The organism is Pseudoalteromonas sp. P1-11 (genome assembly GCF_001399995.1).
In the GTDB taxonomy this organism is placed as follows: Bacteria; Pseudomonadota; Gammaproteobacteria; order Enterobacterales; family Alteromonadaceae; genus Pseudoalteromonas; species Pseudoalteromonas atlantica.
In genome coordinates, this window is record NZ_LJSP01000004.1 from 414,709 (window position 1) to 434,737 (window position 20,029).

Sequence of the window (20,029 nt, forward strand, 5' to 3'; positions counted from 1 at the left end):
ATTAATAAAACCCTTAGGTATTAGCATGGCTCAACCTGCACTATTTATCTCTCACGGTTCACCTATTATGGCCGTACAGCAATCGCCAACGTCCGACTTTTTAAAAGCGCTTGGCAAGTCACTCAACACGCCACGCGCTATTGTTATTTTTTCGGCGCACTTTGATATGGCCCACGATGAAGCGGCTCATAATATTGTAATAACCGCAGGGCAAGCGCCTGAAACCATTCACGACTTTTACAATTTTCCTGCGCATATGTATAACATTAAATACCCAGCTCCAGGACATCCTGAGCTTGCGGGTAATATTGCAACGCTATTTAAAAATAAAGGCATCACAGCAATACTCGATGAACGCCAAGGCTGGGATCATGGTGTATGGATACCACTGCGCTTAATGTACCCGCAGGCAAATATTCCTATTGTACAAGTATCTATAAATACTCAACTAGGCGCAAAAGCCATGTATGAATATGGGCAGTTACTTGCCCCACTTCGTGACGATAATATATTAATTATTGGCTCTGGCGGCATTAGCCACAACCTACGTGAAGTGTTTAAAACCCCTGCTACACCTAACCGTGTACAAAGGGTAAAAGCGTTTACCCAATGGGTTGAACACGCGCTTTTAGCGCAAGATACACCCGCACTTTTAAATTACTTAACCGATGCACCCCATGTGTTATTTAACCACCCTACCCAAGAGCATTTTTTACCACTCTTTGCTGCTATGGGCGCAGGCGGCAAGCAAGTTGAAAAACTCTTTAGTGATATTGAAATGGATATTTTAGCGCTTGATACCTATAAGTTTTATTAATTTTAATCAGTCCAGTGCAAGCGCCTTTGGTTTTTTAATCAAAGTGTAATGGGGGTTTACAAAGCGTATGTTGGGTTAAGAGCAGCAAAGCCCAACATAAATTTATAAAGTGGGCTTTAACGCAGCTTTTTAATGTAATTAGATGTGGCGCTATTTTTATGCGCGTCACCATAAATAATTGGTGACGGGTAGTATTCTGCGTCTAACTGTATGGTGGAGGCAACATCTTCACTAAAATAATCGGCAATAAAAGCAAGGCACATATCCATACCTGCTGAAACACCCGCACAAGACCAAATATTGCCATCTTTTACAAAGCGTTCTTCAACTACGGTTACAGTGTTATCTTTTTTAAGGTGATCTAGAAAAGCCCAGTGGGTGGTTACTTTTTTATGCTTGAATAGCCCCGCTTTTTGCATTAAATACATACCAGTGCAAATAGATAAAACACTGTGGCAGTTTTCAGCTGTTTTTTTAAGATAATTAATAACGTCAAGGTCTTCCATTGCTATACGTGCACCACTACCGCCAGGTACAAATAATACATCGGGCTGCACTGGGTCAGTAAAATGATAATCGGCACAAAAACGCATGCCGTGCTCACCTGAGGGAGTCATAGAATTTAGCGATATTAATTTGGGTTTTTCACATAGTCCCTTTTCTGCCAGCAGGCCTATTAGTTCCCAAGAACCAACTAAATCCAGCTCTTCAACTTTGTCGTAAATTAAAAAATATATTTTCATACTATGTTATTTAGTCCTTTAATTTGTATCGTTTTTAAATAATAGGCGCTGCAATCGTGTTGTAAACTTTATTAATTTGAGCAATCGTTCAAAGTAAGTTAAGCTCAAAACGACTAACTTACAAGTATCTTAAAATTACTGGGAGCAAACATGGCAACCACACTCGCATTTGACGTATACGGTACGCTTATAAACACTCACGGCGTGCTGTCTTTACTTGAAGATATGATAGGCGATACCGCGCAAAACTTTTCAAATACATGGCGCGAAAAACAATTAGAGTATTCGTTTAGGCGTGGGTTAATGCAAAACTATATACCGTTTTCGTTGTGTACCAAACATGCTCTCGATTACGCGTGTTTAGCGCATAAAACGCAGCTTAGTGATGATCAAAAGCAGCAATTGCTTGAGCAGTATAAAGTTTTACCGGCCTTTGACGATGTTAAAAAAGGCCTTGAGCAACTTAAAGCGCAAAACTATCGATTGTTTGCATTTTCTAATGGCGCTGCGGATGCGGTAAATAAATTGCTCGAAACTGCAGGTATTAGTGAGCTTTTTGAAGGTGTAGTAAGTGCCGACGATATGAAAACATTTAAGCCAAACCCAGGTGTTTACAGCCATTTCTTACGCGAAACAAATTCAACGGGCGCAAACACGTGGCTTATTTCGAGTAACCCGTTTGATATTACCGGCGCTATTTCACATGGTATGCGCGGAGCATGGATAAAACGCTCTGAGGATTCTATTTTTGATCCGTGGGAAATTCAGCCAACCACCGTAGCCACCGATCTAGTGGATTTAAAAAATAAGCTTGAAGATATCAATTAAGCTGCATTTTTACTTTTATATCCCTCTTTAGCACTTAAGGTTTAACCGAGTTGTAAAGGGGGTTTACTTCTTATAGTGGTACTGCACACTTATAATACGTTCGCTTTTAGCTACCCCCCATTTCTCAACTCTTATATTTCAACTATCGCACTATTTTACAAACTGTCATTATTTAGCACACATTTTGGCACCCTTTCATAGCTCATTTTATACACTTTGTTAGTTTTAAAAGTAATTCCTTATAACTAATCAGTCACTCCTAATTGCGAAAATAAACCTATATCTAACCCTTAATCATTATTGTAAATGCAAATTGTTACTATTAAGATCCTCAACCCCAATACAAGTACAACCAAGGAGCGAATATGTCACAATTACAATCGGCGCAGCTCAGCCCTGTCGAAAATAAAGCAATATTTGAGCAAAACGGGTTACCTCCTCAATTTAATCTCGATCAGTTTATTAACTACCAAATAGCGTCGTTGCAGGGGCTTTCGGCTGTACAACAAGCTATGGCTAAAGCGCAAAAGCCGTTTTCTGGCGTGTCTGTTAATACGCTAGCCGCCACTGTAAATGATGTAGATTTAGCCAAACCTCTTGCTGATTTTCCTGCAGTATTAAACGAGCTTAAAAGTGTGTATTTAGATCACGCAGTGTATTTTCATCATCCGCGTTATATGGCGCATTTAAATTGCCCTGTTACGTACCCTGCGGTTGTAGCAGAGCACATCATTGGCGCAATCAACACGTCGGTAGACACCTGGGATCAAAGCGCTGGCGCGACCCTTATTGAACAAAAATTAATTGATTGGAGCTGTGAAAAAGCAAAATTACCTAGCACTGCCGATGGCGTTTTTACCAGTGGTGGTACGCAATCGAACTTAATGGCTATGCTTGTTGCTCGCGAAGTCGCAGTGAGCCGCTATGCACCTAATCATGAAGTAAAACTGCAAGGCTTGCCTGAAGTAGCCTCTCGTTTTCGTATTTATTGCTCTGAGGTGGCGCATTTTAGTATTCAAAAGGCAGCGGCATTACTGGGCCTTGGCTATAACGCGGTAGTGCCCGTGGCTACAAACAATAAAATGCAAATGGATATGGACGCACTTAACCACGCAATTGCGGATTCTAAAGCTAAGGGCGATTTACCTATCGCTGTGGTAATTACCGCAGGTACAACCGATTTTGGCTCAATTGACCCTGTTGAAGACATAGCAAAACTTGCTAAAAAAGAGCAGCTTTGGTGCCATGTTGACGGCGCATACGGCGGCGGATTATTGGTAAGCGAGCATCACCGAAGTGCCCTAAACGGCATAGAAAAAGTAGATTCAATTACCATTGATTACCATAAATCGTTTATGCAACCGGTTAGCTGCAGTGCTTTTTTATTAAGTGACAAACGCCACTTTAGCCATATTACCCTTTACGCCGACTATCTAAACCCGCTTGCTGAGGCTGGCAATGGTACGCCAAATTTAGTTGATAAAAGCTTACAGACCACACGCCGTTTTGATGCCTTAAAACTGTGGTTAACACTGCGCACCATGGGTGAAGCGCCACTTGGGCGAGCGTTTGATAAAGTAATTGGCCTTGCTCGTCAAACCCATATTGTTCTTAACGACCACCCTGATTTTGAAGTTATAAATTACCCAGAGCTCAGCGCGCTGGTATTTCGCTTTGCGCCAGAGGAGCTAAAACATAACCCCGATTTACTCGACACCCTAAACCTGCACGTACGCCAAACATTCTTAAATACTGGTGAAGCCATGATTGCGCGCACCAAAATTAACGGCCGTCATTACCTTAAATTTACGTTACTTAATGCCCAGTGCCAATTGAGCGATGTGCGCGCCGTGCTTGAACAAATTAGCACTATTGCGTGGCAAACGTATAAGGAGCAAAAATAATGAGTAACCAACCTTATGACTTTATAGCCATTGGCCTTGGCCCGTTTAATTTATCGTTAGCGTGTTTAAGTGAGCCGCTAGAGGGCGTGAAAAGCTTATTTTTAGAGCAGCGTAGCCAATTTGATTGGCACCCCGGCATGATGCTAGAAGGTGTTACCTTGCAAACACCGTTTATGTCTGACTTAGTGACTCTTGCAGACCCTACCAGCAAGTACAGTTTTTTAAATTATGCCAAGCTTAATAATCGCTTATACCCATTTTATATTCGCGAGAGCTTTTTTTTACTGCGTAAAGAGTACAACCTCTATTGCCAGTGGGTGTGCTCGCAGCTTAGCAACGTAAGCTTTGAGCAAAGTGTAACAAAGGTTGAGTTTTGCCAGCAAAGTGAGTGCTATACCGTTACTTGTAAAACCCCAAATGGGGAGCAGCACTATGTTACGCGCCACTTAGTGCTTGGCACCGGCCCTGCCCCATATATTCCTGATTGCGCAGTGCAAAGTAATTCTAATAACGTACTGCACAGTAGCGATTTTTGCCACCGCCTTGATGAGCTAAAAGCGGCTAAACGCGTTACGGTTGTAGGAGCTGGGCAAAGTGCGGCTGAAATTTATCACACCTTATTACAACAAGCTGTGCCACAAGGTTTACAACTAGATTGGATTGCGCGTTCGCCGCGTTATTTTCCGCTGGAATACACTAAACTCACCCTTGAGATGACCTCTCCTGAATATGTTGATTACTTTTATAATTTAAAAACTGAGCAACGAGATTGGCTTAATCAAAATCAAAAAAACTTATTTAAAGGCATTAATGGCGATTTAATTAATGACATTTTTGACACCCTTTACTCGCAAAGCTTAGATGGGCCCATTTCTACCACATTTAAAACTAACAGCAAGCTTACTAATACACGTAAAAGTGCTGGTCGCTTAGTCACTGAGTTTTATCATCAAGAGCTAAATGAAGCCTTTGAAATAAAAACCGATTACTTAATTTGTGCCACAGGCTTTAAATACAAGCGCCCTGCTTTTTTAAACCCCATTGCACAGCAACTCCCAGAAGATGAGCAAGGCCGCTACTTAGTTAGCCGCGAGTATGCAATAGATAGCGAACAAAAACGTATATTTGTACAAAATGCAGAGCAGCACACCCATGGCTTTGTAACCCCCGATTTAGGCATGGCGTGTTATCGCAACAGTATAATTTTGCGCGAAATACTCGGTTATGCGCCGTATCAGGTTGAGCAAAAAATTGCTTTTCAGTGTTTTGATTTAAGCGATGTAGAAACCCATTCACAGCAAAAGAGTAACGCCGCATGAGTTTACGTTTAGCGCTTATTTTGCTTACGGTTATTTCGGTAGTGTGCGACACCTTATTACTGCCGTTTTATCCGCAATTTTTTGCCAGCGAATTTTCTGTAAGTAACCCCACACTTATTGGCGTGTTTGTAGCTAACTGTTGTATTACCGTTATGCTCGCGCTGCCCCTGTGGGCAAAGGTTGCCAAAAAATACCACGAGCTGGCTCTTTGGCTTGTAACGCAAGTGATTGCCGCCTGCTTTGGTTTGCTTTGTTATTTTGCAACTAACGTGTGGGAATTTTGGTTTTATTATCAGCTTATGTTGGTGCTCAAAGCCAGTTACCTGCTTATTTACCCGTTTGCACTGCGTTTAGAGCAGCAAAGTAAGCATCTTTCTATTATTGGCTTGTTTTCGGTACTTATGCACTTTGGTGCTATTGGCGGCGCGTTAGTGGGCGGGTACTTTTTTAGTATAAATGCACCGCGTTATGCATTGTTATTAAGTGCTGCGGGCGATGTTATACAAGTGCTGCTGTGCGCCTATTTAATGGTGAGCTTAAAGTTAGGTATTTATCAGCACGCGATTGAAAGCGAAAAACCACGTACTCGTACACCGTATTTTATTTGGCAATTTTGCTTTATAAGCGTGGTTGTTTACTTTAGTGCGTTTTTAATTAGGCCGTTTTTTACTACCCATTGGCAAGGAATGAGCGCACAAAGCAGTGCATTCCAAAGTGCGCTTGTGTACGCCATTCCTGCTTTTGCAGCCCTACTTATGCTGTTGTTTAACCACTTTAGGCAGCACTTACCTCTTCCTACGCTTAGCCGCACCAGTACGTTTTCGTGTGCACTTATTTTTGGCGCTATTGGGCTTTATTTACAGGCGCAAGAGTCGGTGTGGTTAGTTGTCAGCTCGCGCGTTTTATACGGTATAGCGCTGTTTCAAGTCATGGTTTTATTAGAAGTGATGCTATTTGCTAAAAGCGAGCCTGCTCACTACGGCAGTGATTTTGCCAAAGTGCATGTTGCGCAAAATATTGGCGTTATTTTAGCGTCGTTATTAGTGGGTATGAGTGTGGAATATTTTAATACCACCGTGCCTTTTTACTTTGCTGCCATTGGCTTTGCAAGCCTTGGCGCTATTTTGCTATGGCGCGTTAAGTTTGTTAGCCAAGCTGCACACACAGCCACTTAATAATTAAAAAGGTTTAGGAGTTTTTATGTATTTTTCATCTTTTGTAACCACGTTACAACACACAGGTAATGTGACTATGCGGTTACTACAGCAAAGCGATATGCCCATAATTTGCCAGTGGCTTACACTACCTTACGCCCATTTTTGGGGTATGAGTAAACACGCCCCCGAGCAAATGTGCAGCGCCTACCAAGATATAATTAACAACCCGCACCATCATGCCTATGTTATTGAGCAAAATAATGAGCTGCTTGCCTTAGTTGAGCTTTACAGCCCAAAGCACGACAAGCTACTCGCAGCTGCCTATGAGGTACTGCCAAACGATACCGGCATGCATATTTTACTTGCCCCAAATACACAGCCTAAACGCCATTTTAGTTTTGAAATAATGCAGTGCGTATTGCACAGTATTTTTACTCATAATGCCGATGCACGCGTAGTAGTAGAGCCCGATATTGCCAATAGTAAAATTCATACCTTAAATAAGCGTTTAGGTTTTGTGCATACTAAGCAAATAACCCTTGGCGATAAAAACGCCTACCTTGGGTTTTGTAATAAAGCTGCGTTTGAAACGCACGTTAATTTACATCACAAAGCGCAAACGCCAATAAACACCGACTATATAAAGTTTGACCACTGGCAATGGGCAAACAGGCACTTACAAAGTAAAGCCATTAGCGAACTGGTACACGAGCGCTTATTGGTTGCAGAGCAAACCCCACAAGGTTTTAAAGTAAATATTGAAGGGGGTTATTTTATATTTAATGGCCGTGCTATGGCGCTTAACCACATAGATATAGACGAGCCAAGCTTATGCTTTTATAACCTTAACAACGAGCAAGCAGAGCTTGATGTACTGCATTTTTTTAGCGTGCAAGGCCCTGCGCTGGGTTTAACTGGCGAGCGTTTAGCCACTTACCTTGAAGAGCTTAACGCCACACTTGCCAGTGCCTGTTATAAACGCGAAAACAACACTCTTAACGCAGCTAAACTAGCGCAATTAGGGCTACAACAAATAGAGGCCGCAATGAGCGAAGGCCACCCTGCGTTTGTGGCTAATAATGGCCGTATTGGTTTTAGCAAAACCGACTTTTTACGCTATGCGCCAGAGGTGGGTAAACCGTTTAAAGTATTGTGGTTAGCGGCGCATAAAACAGTATGTGATTTTGCTTATAGTGAATACTTTAGTGATTACCCAAGCCATATTAGTGGTGAGCTTGATTTAACCACCCGTGATGCGTTTACCAAAGCGCTAAAAGCGCAAAACCTAAACCCCGACGACTACCTATTAATACCAGCGCACCCGTGGCAATACCAACATAAATTAAGTGTGGTGTTTGCCAACGAGTTTGCCAATAACCGCTTAGTTTACTTAGGTGAAGGCGACGATTTATATCAAGCGCAGCAATCTATTCGTACCTTATATAACTGCTCACATCCGCATAAGCCGTATTTAAAAGTGGCGCTGTCTATTTTAAATATGGGTTTTATGCGCGGGCTTTCGCGCGCTTATATGGCGGTAACCCCGGCTATAAATGATTGGGTATTTAATAAAGTAAACTACGACCCCACGCTTAGTGCGTGCAATTTTACGGCACTAAGAGAGTACGCCACCTTAGGGTATGCGCATCATACCTTTGAGCAAAGCGCATTGGGCGATACACCGTATCGTAAAATGTTTGCCTGTTTATGGCGCGAGAACCCAAACCATAACTTACAAAATAATGAGCAGCTCACCACCATGGCCGCACTACTGCACCTAGATAACAACGGTAAAAGTATGGCAGGTGCATTAGTAGATCAAAGTGGTTTAAGCACACATGCTTGGCTGCAACACTATTTTAACGCCTATCTTATCCCGTTAGTGCATAGTTTTTATGCCCATAAATTAGTGTTTATGCCCCACGGCGAAAACCTTATTTTAAAGCTTAAAAATTCAGTGCCTGTTGGCGCTTACATGAAAGACATAGGCGAAGAAGTGGCGCTGCTTAATAGCACTGAGCCTTTACCTGAGGAAGTGTCGCGTATTCATATTGCTATGCCAAAAGAGCTTGAATTACTGAGCATATTTACCGATGTATTTGACTGCTTTTTTAGATACCTAGTGGCTATTTTAGTAAGAGAAGAACGCATTACCGAGCACGACTTTTGGCACGGCGTTGCGCAAAGTGTTAAAGCGTATCAACAGGCTAACCCTGCCTTAAATGCGCGTTTTAAAGAGTATGACTTTTTTAGTGATGAATTTGCACACTCTTGCTTAAACCGCTTGCAGCTTGGCAATAATAAACAAATGGTTGATTTAACCGACCCAGCAGGCAGTTTACAGTTTGCCGGAAGTTTAAATAACCCGGTATCGGCAAAGCTGTATGGCTAAGCCTGTAACCCTTGCGCACTTTTTATTTTGCCCAAATGAGCCAGCTACTGCGGCTCACCCAAGCTTAGATTTAGTGCGCAAATTAGCGATTCATTGCAAGGCGCATTACCCACATGCGCCTACGCAATTTATTAGCCGCCATTTGTATTTGCAGCTTTGTTGGCAAACTATTTATGCCTATTGTTATTGGCATACTTCTAAACAAAATGCACATAACCCCATGCAATTACAGCTTAAAATTAATGGCGCTTATAGCCGAGGGTTTAACCTCAGCGGTGCGCCTATATTAAGTAAAGCCGAGCAAAACACTGCACTTATTGAGTTTTTTAGCTGTGTAGGTAAGTGGATAAATAGCGATTATGCGCTGGGTAAAAAAGAGCAAGGGCGCTTATTAATCGACGCCCTTAACAGCGCATTTGAGCGCGCCCATAGCTTAAATTTAGCAAGCGCTGATCACACTACACATTGCCATCAGCAGCTACACAATTTAATCAGCAACCACTTTAATTTAAACACCCCATTTAAATTAACGGCCGGTCGCTTAACGTGCTGTCGTTATTATTTAGCTGGTTATAACAAATGCCAAACCTGCCCTAAAAAGGATATTAAAACCAATGAACACACGTCTTAAAACGATAGACCTTGCCCGAGGTGCGAGCGTTTTTATTATGATTTTGGTACACACCCTATGGATGTACTCGAGCACAACGCTTCAAAGTGAGAGCCTATTTGGGGCTGTTATCCATATACTTGGCAAAGGCACCGCCTCGTTTTTAGTGGCAATGGGGCTGTCTATGGCGCTTTCGCGCAGGCAAACCCCCATGTTATTAATTAAGCGTGGTATACAGCTTTTACTACTTGCCTATTTAATGAATGCGGCAAAATTTTGGCTACCCATTGAGGTATTTAATACCATGCCCGAGGCATTTATAAATGCCTATGGCTGGCAAAGCCCGCTCAGTGCTGGGCAGTTACAATTTATGGTGTTAACCGGTGATATTTTACAACTTGCTGGGGTGAGCTTAGTGCTGTTTGGCGCGCTTAATATTGCCCGCTGGAAAACCACATGGATTGCATGTTTAGCCGTGGCTATTGCACTTGTAAGCCAGTTTGTTAGGGGGCAGCAGTTTGCGCTTTCGCCTTACATTAGTGATTTGTTTTTTGCTAATAACTACCAAGTTTATTTTCCGGTATTTCCGTGGATAAGCGCTATATTAACGGGGTATGTGCTTGGGCGTGTATATATAAATAGCCAACATAATGCAGCGTATTTATTTAATGTGTGTGCAAAGTTAGGGGTCGCATTATTAGTGATTGGTTCCGTGTGGTTATTTATTGATTTTAAAGGCCAGTTTGGTAACTTTTTTCACTTAAATGGCGGCGGTATTATTTATTTAGTTGGTTTAAATTTATGTGCATTAGCCTTAATAGAATATGCCATTGCCAATAAATTTAATGGCCCTATTACCCGCGCTCTTTTATATGCGAGCAAACATGTAACGGCCCTTTACATTATTCAATGGGTGCTAATTTGCTGGCTTATGGGCGTGTTTGGTTATCATACACAGTCGTTTTGGCCAACGTTGTGCTTAATGGTACTTATGAGCTTATTAACCTTTGCAGTGCACAAAGTGTATTTGCAAGCTAAGCAAACCATACTCGCTATTAAGCAAAAGCCTAAGCGTACAGCATAAATTAAACTCGCTGGCTATTACTGGTAAAGTAATAGCCAGCTATAAAAAACGAACATAAAAAATGAGCAATATACACATGGGCTTAGAGTATATAAAATCTACTTATAACGTGGAGCATACAAAAGGAGTCTATTAAGTAGGTAATGAGTGCAGTCGTGCTTTGCATTTACCACGTTATGTATAAGCAAGATTGTGTATTAGTCAGTTATTTTGTTTTTTTTGGAGTTTAGTTTGAAAGTAGAACAGCCTGTATTAGGCAAAACTGGCACGTTAATTTTTTTAGTTATTATTAGTGCATTTCCCCCTTTAACTACCGATTTATATCTTCCTGCTTTACCTACTATGGTAGAGAAACTAAATACTAACCAAGCCATGGTTAACTTAACGCTTAGCGTATATTTTGCAGCCTACGCCATAGGACTATTATTTTGGGGCCCCTTAAGTGAAAAATTTGGCCGTAAACCTATTTTGCTTATGGGCCTTGGAATATACGTAATAGGCAGTGTGCTTTGTGCGTTATCTAATTTTGTAGAAATGCTTATAGGCGCGCGTTTATTACAAGCCTTTGGCGGAAGTGCAGTAACGGTTGTAGCCACGGCAATAGTAAAAGATTTGTACGATGGCCGCGAGCGAGAAAAAATTATCGCCACTATTATGTCGCTGGTTATTATTGCCCCTATGGTGGCGCCTGTGCTGGGCGCATTGCTATTAAAAATTGCTAATTGGCATATGATGTTTGCTGCTTTAGCCGTGTTTGGCTCGGTGGCTATGTTATTTACCTTTTTTTACCGCGAAACCTTACATACACGCTACGCCGGCTCTGTTTTTCAGTCGTGGGGGCGATTAGCTGTAGTAGTTAAAAACCCGCCATTTTTATCGCTATTGGCTGTTTTTACTATTGTGCCTATGGCGTTAATGTCGTTTTTAGCGGCGGGCTCTTATGTATATATCAACGGTTTTGGTTTGTCGGAACAAACCTTTAGTTACGCCTTTGCAGCGAATGCTGTGTGCGCCTCGTTTGGGCCAACAATTTATATGCGGCTTTCTAAACGTGTATCGGTAAAAAAAATAATTACTGCGAGTTTTTTAACCCTAACAGCATGCGGTATAAGTACCATTTTTATAGGCGGTTTATCGCCTTGGGTATTTGGTGCATTAGCAGCAATAGCTACTCTAACCGTTATTATTACCCGCGTGCCCGGTACTAATTTAATGTTAGAGCAACAAACAACGGACACGGGCTCTGCTGTGGCCGTTATTCAGTTTTGCTCTATGATTGCAGGCGCAATAGGCATGGCGCTTGTATCGCTTAATGCAGAAACATTAATTAAAAACTTAGGTGTTATTCAGCTAAGTATTGGCCTTATAGCGCTTACTTTGTGGTTGGTATTTAAAAATAAGGCGTATGTAAGCGCCTATATATCTAAGGTTTAAACACGCTAAAACCCAAAAAGGCAGTACAGTAAATTAAAGCTGGCTGTACTGCCTTTTTAAAAAATTATTCCCCCGCTTTTATCGCCTCAATTACCGTGTGCATGCGCTTTGCCATTGGCCTGTTACGATGATGACACACATAAATATTTTCGCTGATTGGATTAGCTAAATGGTGCGTTTTTATAAGCGCTGGTTTATTAAATGCGCCCACCGCATAGGCAGGTAAAACAGTAAAACCTAGCCCTAAACTTACCGGCTCGAGTATTAAACTTATTTGGTTAGAAAACCCCGTACGCTTAATTTGATCAACATGCTCAAACTCGCTGTAGTTTTCGCTAAGTAATAGCTGCGCGTGGTGTTTTGCATCGGGGTGGCCAATAAAGCCAAGCTCACATAAAACCTCCCATGTTGGGTTTTTAATATGTGCTGGGGTTACTAATAATAAAGCTTCTTGGCCAATTTTGTGGCTGGTAACTTCGCTAAGCGTGGGGGCTTGGGTTAAAAAGCCTATGTCGGCACTGTGGTTTGCTACAGCTTGCTCTACACTGGTATTAGGTGCAAAGCGATAATCAATATTAAGCTCGGTATGCTCAGCCTGTAATGCTAATAATTGGCTATAAAATTGTAGCCCACAACTACCAGGCGATTGTATTTTTACTAGGCCGCTGTAGGGCGAGTCATCTTTTAATTGTTGTTCTAAAAATTGCCATTCTTTTAATAACAAACTGCCTTGCTGATACAGGTTTTGCCCATGCACGGTAAGGGTAAATTGTTTGCCGTGGCGCTCTAATAGCGCGCAGTTTACTTGCTGCTCTAGCTTTTTAATATGCTGGCTTACGCCCGATTGGGTCATAAATAAGCGCTCGGCTGTTTGGGTAAAATGATTTACCTCAACCAACGTACAAAACGTGTTTAACCATGTCGGGTTTATCATTACAAAACGTACTCAAAATGATGATTAATGATAATTTTACTTAATAAGCACGGGTTCGTAAACTAACTCCATCAACTAATCACAGTTAAAGAGGAAGCATTATGAGTCATACATATCCACGTAGTTTTTCGCACATTGGTATTTCAGTACCAGATGTTGAAAAAGCCGTAGAGTTTTACACTAAGGTGATGGGCTGGTACACCATAATGGAGCCTACCGTGATCACAGAAGATAACAGCCCCATTGGCGAAATGTGCACCGATGTATTTGGTCCAAATTGGGAAAAATTTAAAATAGCGCACCTTTCAACAGGCGACCGTATTGGTGTAGAAATTTTTGAATTTAAAGACCAAGAAAACCCTAAAGACAACTTTGAATACTGGAAAACCGGTATCTTCCATTTTTGTGTACAAGACCCAGATGTTGAAGGCTTAGCGGAGCGTATTGTTGCTGCAGGTGGTAAAAAACGTATGCCAGAGCCACGTTACTACTACCCTGGCGAAAAGCCGTACCGCATGATCTACATGGAAGACCCGTTTGGTAACATCCTTGAGATTTACAGCCACAGCTACGAGCTTATTTACAGCGCAGGCGCTTACTAAATAGCACTTAGCTTAAAAAAAAGTACTTAGCTAAAAACAAAGGCCGCAGTATTTATTTACTGCGGCCTTTTTGTTTTAAATAGACTTGTAGATTATTAATTTGGCTAATATTGGGTGTATAAAAATCAATATCTTCATTTGATTGATTATAGGTACATACACTGATAGCTTACTAATTGCACAAAGTTGCTCTAAAGGAAAAACATGAATCTGTCACTGGAAGACATCACCGCCGATAACTATGAAGCCATAAGCGATTTAGAGGTTGCTAAAACGCAAGAAGAATACGTAGCGTGTAATATGTGGTCGTTAGTTGAGGCGCACTACAATAGCGGGTATACCTGTAAAGCGATTTACCTAAATGCTCTGCCAGTTGGCTTTTTTATGTGGGTACAAGAAACCCCTAAAAAGGTTTCTATTTGGCGCTTTATGGTAGATCAAACTTATACCAACTCCAATAAATAGCTGCTCTATTTTACTTGCTAAAACAACCCATTTCTTTGTTTTAAATTTCGTAAAGGGAACAACCATTTACATCAATTTACGCCTAGAACTGAATTGTTTTTTCGGCGTAAAATTTAGAACACATACTTAATGGAGTTGGTATTATCAAAATAAAGGCATTGGGCGCAAAGCACTGGCTATGGCAATTGAAGAGATTAAAACGATTTCTAAGCTTGAACAAATCGAGATTTGTTATAACCCGCAAAACCCAATAGCTAAAGATTTTTATTCAAGTTTTGGGTTTGAGGAAGTTGGCCTCGATGAGGACGAAGACGATATGTTAGCGGTAATTAAAATTAGCCGTTAACTCATTTATAAGTAAGCGCTAATTTTAAAGAATGATAATAGTTTTAAGGAAATACTGTGATCATAAGGCCATTTGCAAAGAACGATTTTTTAGCCGTTCAAAATATTTATCAGCAAGGCATTGATACCGGCAACGCGACCTTTCAAACTGAAGCTAAAAATTGGGAACAATGGAATAGTTCTATGTTCAACTGTTGTCGTCTTGTTGCAGTTGAGGATGAAAAGGTGCTTGGCTGGGCTGGGTTATCTGCTGTTTCAAGCCGTGAGGTATACTCGGGCGTTGCCGAGGTAAGTGTATATGTTGCAAACCAAGCCCAAGGTAAAGGCTTGGGGCACGCATTGCTTTGTGCACTCATTAATGAATCAGAAAGCAACGGTATATGGATGCTACAAGCCAGTATATTCCCTGAAAACATAAGCAGCATTACACTACATACTCGTAATGGTTTTAGGCAAGTTGGAAACCGAGAAAAATTAGGCCAACTGCATGGCGTATGGCGCAATGTAACTTTAATGGAAAGGCGCAGCGCCGTCGTAGGCCTCTAAACCTTCAAATAGCATAATAAATACAATGTGCGTTCATTATTATGCTTTTAAATCGCATTTATTATTCAAATTATTTAAGAAAAACTCACAACCTCAGAATGTATATTGCTCACCTTCCCTACTCTTTTCTCAAAAACCATAAATTAATTATTTTAAATTTCAGCTCTAGCTGCGTTGTTTTTTTTTACTTTATAACCTATTGCTTTAATTTAAAAAATAAAAACAAAGTCGCTTCAAAATAATTTATGAGTGCGGCTTTTTGAGTGTTAATTTCACTTATTTATGGAATGAGTGTTCTATAAGTTGTTGACACTCGCGATTCTTGAGTGTAAATTCCGGATCAATCGATCCACAAGTGTTATGGGTAATGTGTTTTAAGTTGATATTTTTAAGAGTTTGTTCCTCGTATTTTAAATAGCATCTTTTTAAAACACGTTTATAGCTCTGATATTTATTATGCGTAGTTTGCATATATAAATAACCTGTTAGGCGAAATATAGGTGTGTCACTGTGGGTCGATTTTTACTTTTAACTAGGAGCCAAAAATGACTAACCAAGTAATTAAATTAAATGATGAAAACTTTGAATCGCTAAACAAAAAAGACGCCAAATTAGTTGTAAGACTATGGGCTGAGTGGTGTGCTCCATGCCAAATGATGTCGCCTATTTACGAGCAAGTAGCCGATAACCTCGCTGATGAAAATATTATTATGGGTGAGCTTAATATTGATGATTTTCCATCAGTTGCAGGCAAATTAGCGGTAAGAAGTATTCCTACTGTGGTTGTATTTAAAAAAGGTAAAGAAATAAATCGCTCTGTAGGTATGATGCCTGCGCCAGAGCTACAAGCGCTAATTTTAAAAGATTAGTACGCCAAAGAGGTGATAAATGAGCGCACATCGAAAGTTGATAATTTTGGGTTCAGGGCCTGCTGGTTACACTGCCGCTATTTATGCAGCTAGAGCAAACCTTGAACCATTACTAATTACTGGCCTTGAAGTGGGTGGGCAACTCACAACAACAACTGATGTTGAAAATTGGCCAGGATACCCAACGGGTATTCAGGGGCCACAACTGATGAGGCAGTTTAAAGAACATGCTGAAAATTTTGATACCGAAATAGTGCATGACTACATCACACATGTTGACCTGCAGCAAAGGCCATTTGTACTTAAAGGGCAGCAAACTTACACAGCTGATGCGTTAATTATTTCTACGGGTGCATCGGCAAAGTACCTTGGCCTACCAAGCGAGACCGAGTTTAAAGGTAAGGGTGTATCGGCATGTGCAACCTGCGATGGCTTTTTTTATAAAAACCAAAGCGTAGCTGTGGTTGGCGGTGGTAATACCGCTGTTGAAGAGGCTTTATATTTAGCTAATATTGCCTCGCACGTTACGCTTATTCACCGTCGTGATTCACTCAGTGCCGAAAAGGTTTTACAACAGCGCCTATTTGATAAAGTAGCGCAAGGTAAAGTAACTATTAAGTGGAATAACCAAGTAGATGAAATAGTGGGTGACGCTAACGGCGTTACAGGAATTACTATTAAATCAACGTTACCGGAGCAAGATAGAGAAACACTGAGCGTTAATGGCGTGTTTATTGCCATTGGGCATCAGCCTAATACAGATATTTTTAAAGATCAGCTTGATATGCGCGATGGCTACATTAATGTGTATTCTGGGTTTGAAAATGGTGAAACATTAACGAATATTCCCGGCGTATTTGCCGCAGGTGATGTAAGCGATAACCATTATAGGCAGGCAATTACATCTGCAGGTTCTGGGTGTAAAGCTGCACTAGATGTAGAGCAATACTTTACACGCTTAGGTGCTTAGCACAGCAACTGTATTTAAAACTTATGATATGATCAGCACAATGCCCGACAATACTTAGTATTTCGGGCTTGAGTGTTTTAACTAACAATACACTTATTTAAAATTTACTTACTTGAGGTAATTTATATGGCCCGAACCGGACGCCCACGCCAGTTTAACCGTGAAGATGCAATAAAAAGTGCAATGGATTTATTTTGGCAAAAAGGCTACGAATCCACTTCTTTAGCTGAGCTACGCAAAGTGTTAGGCAATATTTCATCTGCGAGTTTTTACGCAGCATTTGGCTCAAAGCAAGCTCTATACAGTGAATGTTTAGCACTTTATACCAGCACCTGTGGAGAGACCTTTTCGGAGCTAGAAAACGAGTCGGTTCCTGCAAAAGCAGCGATTAAAAACATGGTGTTTAAAACCATTCATATGCAAACCTCAACTAAGCAACCATCGGGCTGCATGATTGTTTTATCTGGCTTAAACTGCGGCGACGAAAATAAAGAAGTTGAGCAAATGGCACTGTCGGTACGCAACGACATTCGTAAAGCGCTTGTAAAATGCATAGAGCGCGGAACAGCCCAGCAAGAGTGGCAACAAGAAATGCCCGTAGAGCAATTTATGCTAATTTTAGATACCTTTATTAATGGCCTTTCTATTCAATCAAGAGACGGCATTGCACGGGAAAAGCTTTTAGAAGCCTGTGAGTTATTTTTAGATAGGTGGTAATAAGTAGATTGCTTTAAGCGCATAGAAAAAACAGATTTAACGTAACTAAATTAAATTTATATATAAAAAAACAAGGCGCACTTTTAATAAAAAGTGCGCCTTGTTTGTTTTAGCTACGGTACTAAATGTTAAACCGTTTTAGCAGGTAACTTTGCGGCTGTTATTGCTAAATAAGTGAGCCCAATAATACCTGTTAGTGCACAGGCCGATAAAATAAATGGGTCAACTAACAGGTTATCTTTAAATTCAAAGGTGCCTGCTGATATTTTTTTCCAGCCCATAAAGTGCTGATTAGCGGCCACTGTTGCGCCAAAAAAACCAATTACTAAAGCAAAATATTTGCCTATCCAGTGTGTAACCGCAGGCGTTATTAATAATAAGCCTAACAGGCCTATTACTGAGCGCTGCACTCTACAATAGGGGCAGGCATACACTATGCCTAATAAGTCTGTGCTCCACGCAGCTATTGAAATAACAATAGCTAATAAGCCCACTATTTTTATATGCGTAGAATAGGTGCTTAAATTTAAAATGTTCATAGTCTGCTTTCCTACTTAAAATTATGCTAAAACCAGTGCGGTTAAAAACATGCCTAAGCCAAATATGGTGTGCCCTACAAAGCTTTTTATGCGCGTAACGGTGGGGTTAGGTGTTTTTGCACCGGCCATACCCGCCCCCATGCCTGGCATCATAATAAAAAAGGGGGCAACTATGCCAAACCATGAAACAAGTAATGCAGGTAGTATGGTTGGCAAATCAAGCCACTGTGTGTTTACACTCACCATTAATATTAACCCGTACGCTATGCCAATTAGGTAATGTACAACCCAACCAATACCAAGCTCACCCGGTATTTTTTCGGCCTTAGGTAGTGCAGGCTGATAAAATTGCCCCGACTTCATATGACCTACCCAGCGCCCGACTAATCGCCAATTTGTGGCGGGTAAATCAAAAAACTTAGCGAGTAACCCCGCGTAAATATCTAACACTAGTGTGCCCCCTATACCTATTAATATAAAAGTATAGATAGAGTCGCTAAACATAGGCTGTATCTCCTGGTAATACGTTAAATGCTAGGTGTTTTGCTGGTGTGTATACATAGCACAACAGCAAAGTGCATAGACTTGGGTATGTAATGTGATAATATTACCAAAACACCATTATGAACACTAATGGTAAAAACTGGTTTTGGAATGAATATAAATCATAATGCTTGAACGTAATCATCTACACATTATTAAAGAGGTTAATCGCCTTAAAAGCGTGACCGCCGCGGCCGAGAGTTTAAACTTAAGCCAGTCGGCTGTGAGCCATACTATTGCTAAATTAGAGCGCCGATTTGGCGTAAAACTGTGGCACCGTAAAGGCAATACGCTGGTGTATTCTCAGGCGGGGCTTTATTTACTTTCACTTGCAGACAAAATGGTCACCGAGTTTGAGCACGCCGAGCGCGTATTGCAAGAATTTGCCCAAGGCCGGCGAGGAATCATGCGTATAGGCATGGAATGCCACCCGTGTGAGCAATGGTTAATGGGCAAAATTCAGCAATTTTTAAAAGCATGGCCAGAGGTAGACGTAGAAATAAAAAGTGCCTTTAGATTTGATGGCATAGCAGCGCTAAAAGCCAACGAAATAGATGTGCTAATAACCCCCGACCCCGTCAATACAGAGGGCTTAAACTTTAGGTCTGTGTTTAACTACAATTTATGTATTGTCGTGAGCGAGCAAAACCCGTTATACAACAAAGCGTTTGTTACAGCACACGATCTAGAAGACCAAATACTTTACACCGTGCCCGTAGGCTACAACCGCTTAGATGTATATACCCGATTTTTAGACCCCGCTAACGTGCAACCCAGACGCAGAGTACCCATAGAAAGCACCGAAATGATGCTGCAATTAGTGTCTGCCAATCGGGGGGTAGCAGTATTACCAGAGTGGCTAGTGTCATCGCACGAAAGCCGTTTAAGCATAAAAGGCATCCGCATAGGTAATAAAGGGCTGCAAAAAAGCGTTAATGTAGGCGTGCGCGATGACGACTTACAGCTTGATTATGTAAAAGGGTTTATAGAGTCAACCCGCTCAAATGTGTAAATGGCTTTGCTGTTAAATGTAAGGCGTTAAAGTGAATTAATAATTTGGGGGATTAACTTGAGCTGTTAGGTATATGCCAGTGTAGGTCGGATAAGTGAAGCGCCATCCGACACAGTAAAATACTTTGCCAATTATTACAGTATTTAATGTTGTTGAGTAGCTAGAGAGTGCCATTTTCAGAGGATCAGGAGCATGTTGT

At 41.1% G+C, this 20,029-nt stretch carries 19 protein-coding genes and 2 pseudogenes; 17 read left to right on the top strand and 4 right to left on the bottom strand.

What is annotated here, in order from left to right; all coding sequences use genetic code 11:
- The first annotated feature begins 25 nt into the window (after nt 1-25).
- Entirely contained in the window at nt 26-817 is a 792-nt protein-coding gene (locus AN390_RS10035) for a class III extradiol ring-cleavage dioxygenase (protein WP_055254249.1), read from the top strand.
- 116 nt (nt 818-933) lie between these two features.
- On the opposite strand, the gene AN390_RS10040 is transcribed toward AN390_RS10035, so the two are convergent.
- Nucleotides 934-1,560 (bottom strand): DJ-1/PfpI family protein, encoded by a 627-nt coding sequence (locus AN390_RS10040; protein WP_055254250.1) that lies wholly within the window; start codon nt 1,558-1,560, stop codon nt 934-936.
- Between the two features lie 150 nt (nt 1,561-1,710).
- Between AN390_RS10040 and AN390_RS10045 the strand changes: the two genes are divergently transcribed.
- The 8 genes from AN390_RS10045 (at nt 1,711) to AN390_RS10080 (ending at nt 12,288) form a co-directional block, all read left to right on the top strand.
- Complete coding sequence (locus tag AN390_RS10045; RefSeq protein WP_055254252.1) at nt 1,711-2,388, top strand: haloacid dehalogenase type II; 678 nt, start codon at nt 1,711-1,713, stop codon at nt 2,386-2,388.
- A gap of 365 nt (nt 2,389-2,753) precedes the next feature.
- A complete protein-coding gene (locus tag AN390_RS10050; RefSeq protein ID WP_055254254.1) occupies nt 2,754-4,292 on the top strand; it encodes an aspartate aminotransferase family protein in 1,539 nt (512 codons plus the stop codon).
- Complete coding sequence (locus tag AN390_RS10055; protein WP_055254256.1) at nt 4,292-5,611, top strand: lysine N(6)-hydroxylase/L-ornithine N(5)-oxygenase family protein; 1,320 nt, start codon at nt 4,292-4,294, stop codon at nt 5,609-5,611. Before AN390_RS10050 ends, AN390_RS10055 begins: the two co-directional genes overlap by 1 nt.
- A complete protein-coding gene (locus tag AN390_RS10060) occupies nt 5,608-6,786 on the top strand; it encodes an MFS transporter (protein ID WP_055254258.1) in 1,179 nt (392 codons plus the stop codon). Before AN390_RS10055 ends, AN390_RS10060 begins: the two co-directional genes overlap by 4 nt.
- 25 nt (nt 6,787-6,811) lie before the next feature.
- Nucleotides 6,812-9,160 carry a GNAT family N-acetyltransferase gene (locus AN390_RS10065; protein WP_055254260.1) on the top strand — a complete coding sequence of 783 codons (2,349 nt, stop codon included), beginning with the start codon at nt 6,812-6,814 and terminating at the stop codon, nt 9,158-9,160.
- Entirely contained in the window at nt 9,153-9,791 is a 639-nt protein-coding gene (locus AN390_RS10070) for a hypothetical protein (protein WP_055254261.1), read from the top strand. Before AN390_RS10065 ends, AN390_RS10070 begins: the two co-directional genes overlap by 8 nt.
- Nucleotides 9,775-10,854 carry a heparan-alpha-glucosaminide N-acetyltransferase domain-containing protein gene (locus AN390_RS10075; protein ID WP_054982005.1) on the top strand — a complete coding sequence of 360 codons (1,080 nt, stop codon included), beginning with the start codon at nt 9,775-9,777 and terminating at the stop codon, nt 10,852-10,854. The genes AN390_RS10070 and AN390_RS10075 overlap by 17 nt, the downstream gene beginning before the upstream one ends.
- A gap of 231 nt (nt 10,855-11,085) precedes the next feature.
- The gene (locus tag AN390_RS10080; RefSeq protein ID WP_055254263.1) at nt 11,086-12,288 is read left to right on the top strand and encodes a multidrug effflux MFS transporter; all 1,203 of its coding nucleotides are present in this window, start codon (nt 11,086-11,088) and stop codon (nt 12,286-12,288) included.
- Between the two features lie 64 nt (nt 12,289-12,352).
- On the opposite strand, the gene AN390_RS10085 is transcribed toward AN390_RS10080, so the two are convergent.
- Nucleotides 12,353-13,222: a LysR family transcriptional regulator gene (locus AN390_RS10085; protein ID WP_055254265.1), complete on the bottom strand. Its 870-nt coding sequence runs from the start codon at nt 13,220-13,222 to the stop codon at nt 12,353-12,355.
- A gap of 101 nt (nt 13,223-13,323) precedes the next feature.
- Here AN390_RS10085 and AN390_RS10090 point away from each other — a divergent pair, with 101 nt between their 5' ends.
- The 7 genes and pseudogenes from AN390_RS10090 (at nt 13,324) to AN390_RS10120 (ending at nt 17,736) form a co-directional block, all read left to right on the top strand.
- Nucleotides 13,324-13,824, top strand: coding sequence for a lactoylglutathione lyase family protein (locus AN390_RS10090; RefSeq protein ID WP_054982007.1), 501 nt, complete (start codon nt 13,324-13,326; stop codon nt 13,822-13,824).
- A 204-nt stretch (nt 13,825-14,028) separates the two neighbouring features.
- Nucleotides 14,029-14,271: pseudogene (locus tag AN390_RS10095) on the top strand (GNAT family N-acetyltransferase); the annotation flags it as partial.
- Nucleotides 14,272-14,431: 160 nt separating this feature from the next.
- Nucleotides 14,432-14,635 (top strand): annotated as a pseudogene (locus tag AN390_RS10100) (GNAT family N-acetyltransferase); the annotation flags it as partial.
- Nucleotides 14,636-14,691: 56 nt separating this feature from the next.
- Nucleotides 14,692-15,180, top strand: a complete 489-nt coding sequence (locus AN390_RS10105) for a GNAT family N-acetyltransferase (protein WP_054982008.1) — start codon at nt 14,692-14,694, stop codon at nt 15,178-15,180.
- A 545-nt stretch (nt 15,181-15,725) separates the two neighbouring features.
- On the top strand, nt 15,726-16,049 hold the full coding sequence (locus AN390_RS10110) for a co-chaperone YbbN (protein WP_055254267.1): 324 nt from the start codon (nt 15,726-15,728) through the stop codon (nt 16,047-16,049).
- 19 nt (nt 16,050-16,068) lie between these two features.
- On the top strand, nt 16,069-17,019 hold the full coding sequence (gene trxB / locus AN390_RS10115) for a thioredoxin-disulfide reductase (protein WP_055254269.1): 951 nt from the start codon (nt 16,069-16,071) through the stop codon (nt 17,017-17,019).
- 126 nt (nt 17,020-17,145) lie between these two features.
- A complete protein-coding gene (locus AN390_RS10120; RefSeq protein ID WP_054982011.1) occupies nt 17,146-17,736 on the top strand; it encodes a TetR/AcrR family transcriptional regulator in 591 nt (196 codons plus the stop codon).
- A 128-nt stretch (nt 17,737-17,864) separates the two neighbouring features.
- On the opposite strand, the gene AN390_RS10125 is transcribed toward AN390_RS10120, so the two are convergent.
- Nucleotides 17,865-18,275 carry a disulfide bond formation protein B gene (locus AN390_RS10125; RefSeq protein WP_055254271.1) on the bottom strand — a complete coding sequence of 137 codons (411 nt, stop codon included), beginning with the start codon at nt 18,273-18,275 and terminating at the stop codon, nt 17,865-17,867.
- Nucleotides 18,276-18,296: 21 nt separating this feature from the next.
- Nucleotides 18,297-18,779: a DUF2938 domain-containing protein gene (locus tag AN390_RS10130; RefSeq protein ID WP_055254273.1), complete on the bottom strand. Its 483-nt coding sequence runs from the start codon at nt 18,777-18,779 to the stop codon at nt 18,297-18,299.
- A gap of 166 nt (nt 18,780-18,945) precedes the next feature.
- Between AN390_RS10130 and AN390_RS10135 the strand changes: the two genes are divergently transcribed.
- Entirely contained in the window at nt 18,946-19,830 is an 885-nt protein-coding gene (locus tag AN390_RS10135; RefSeq protein ID WP_055254275.1) for a LysR family transcriptional regulator, read from the top strand.
- Nucleotides 19,831-20,029 lie beyond the last annotated feature (199 nt).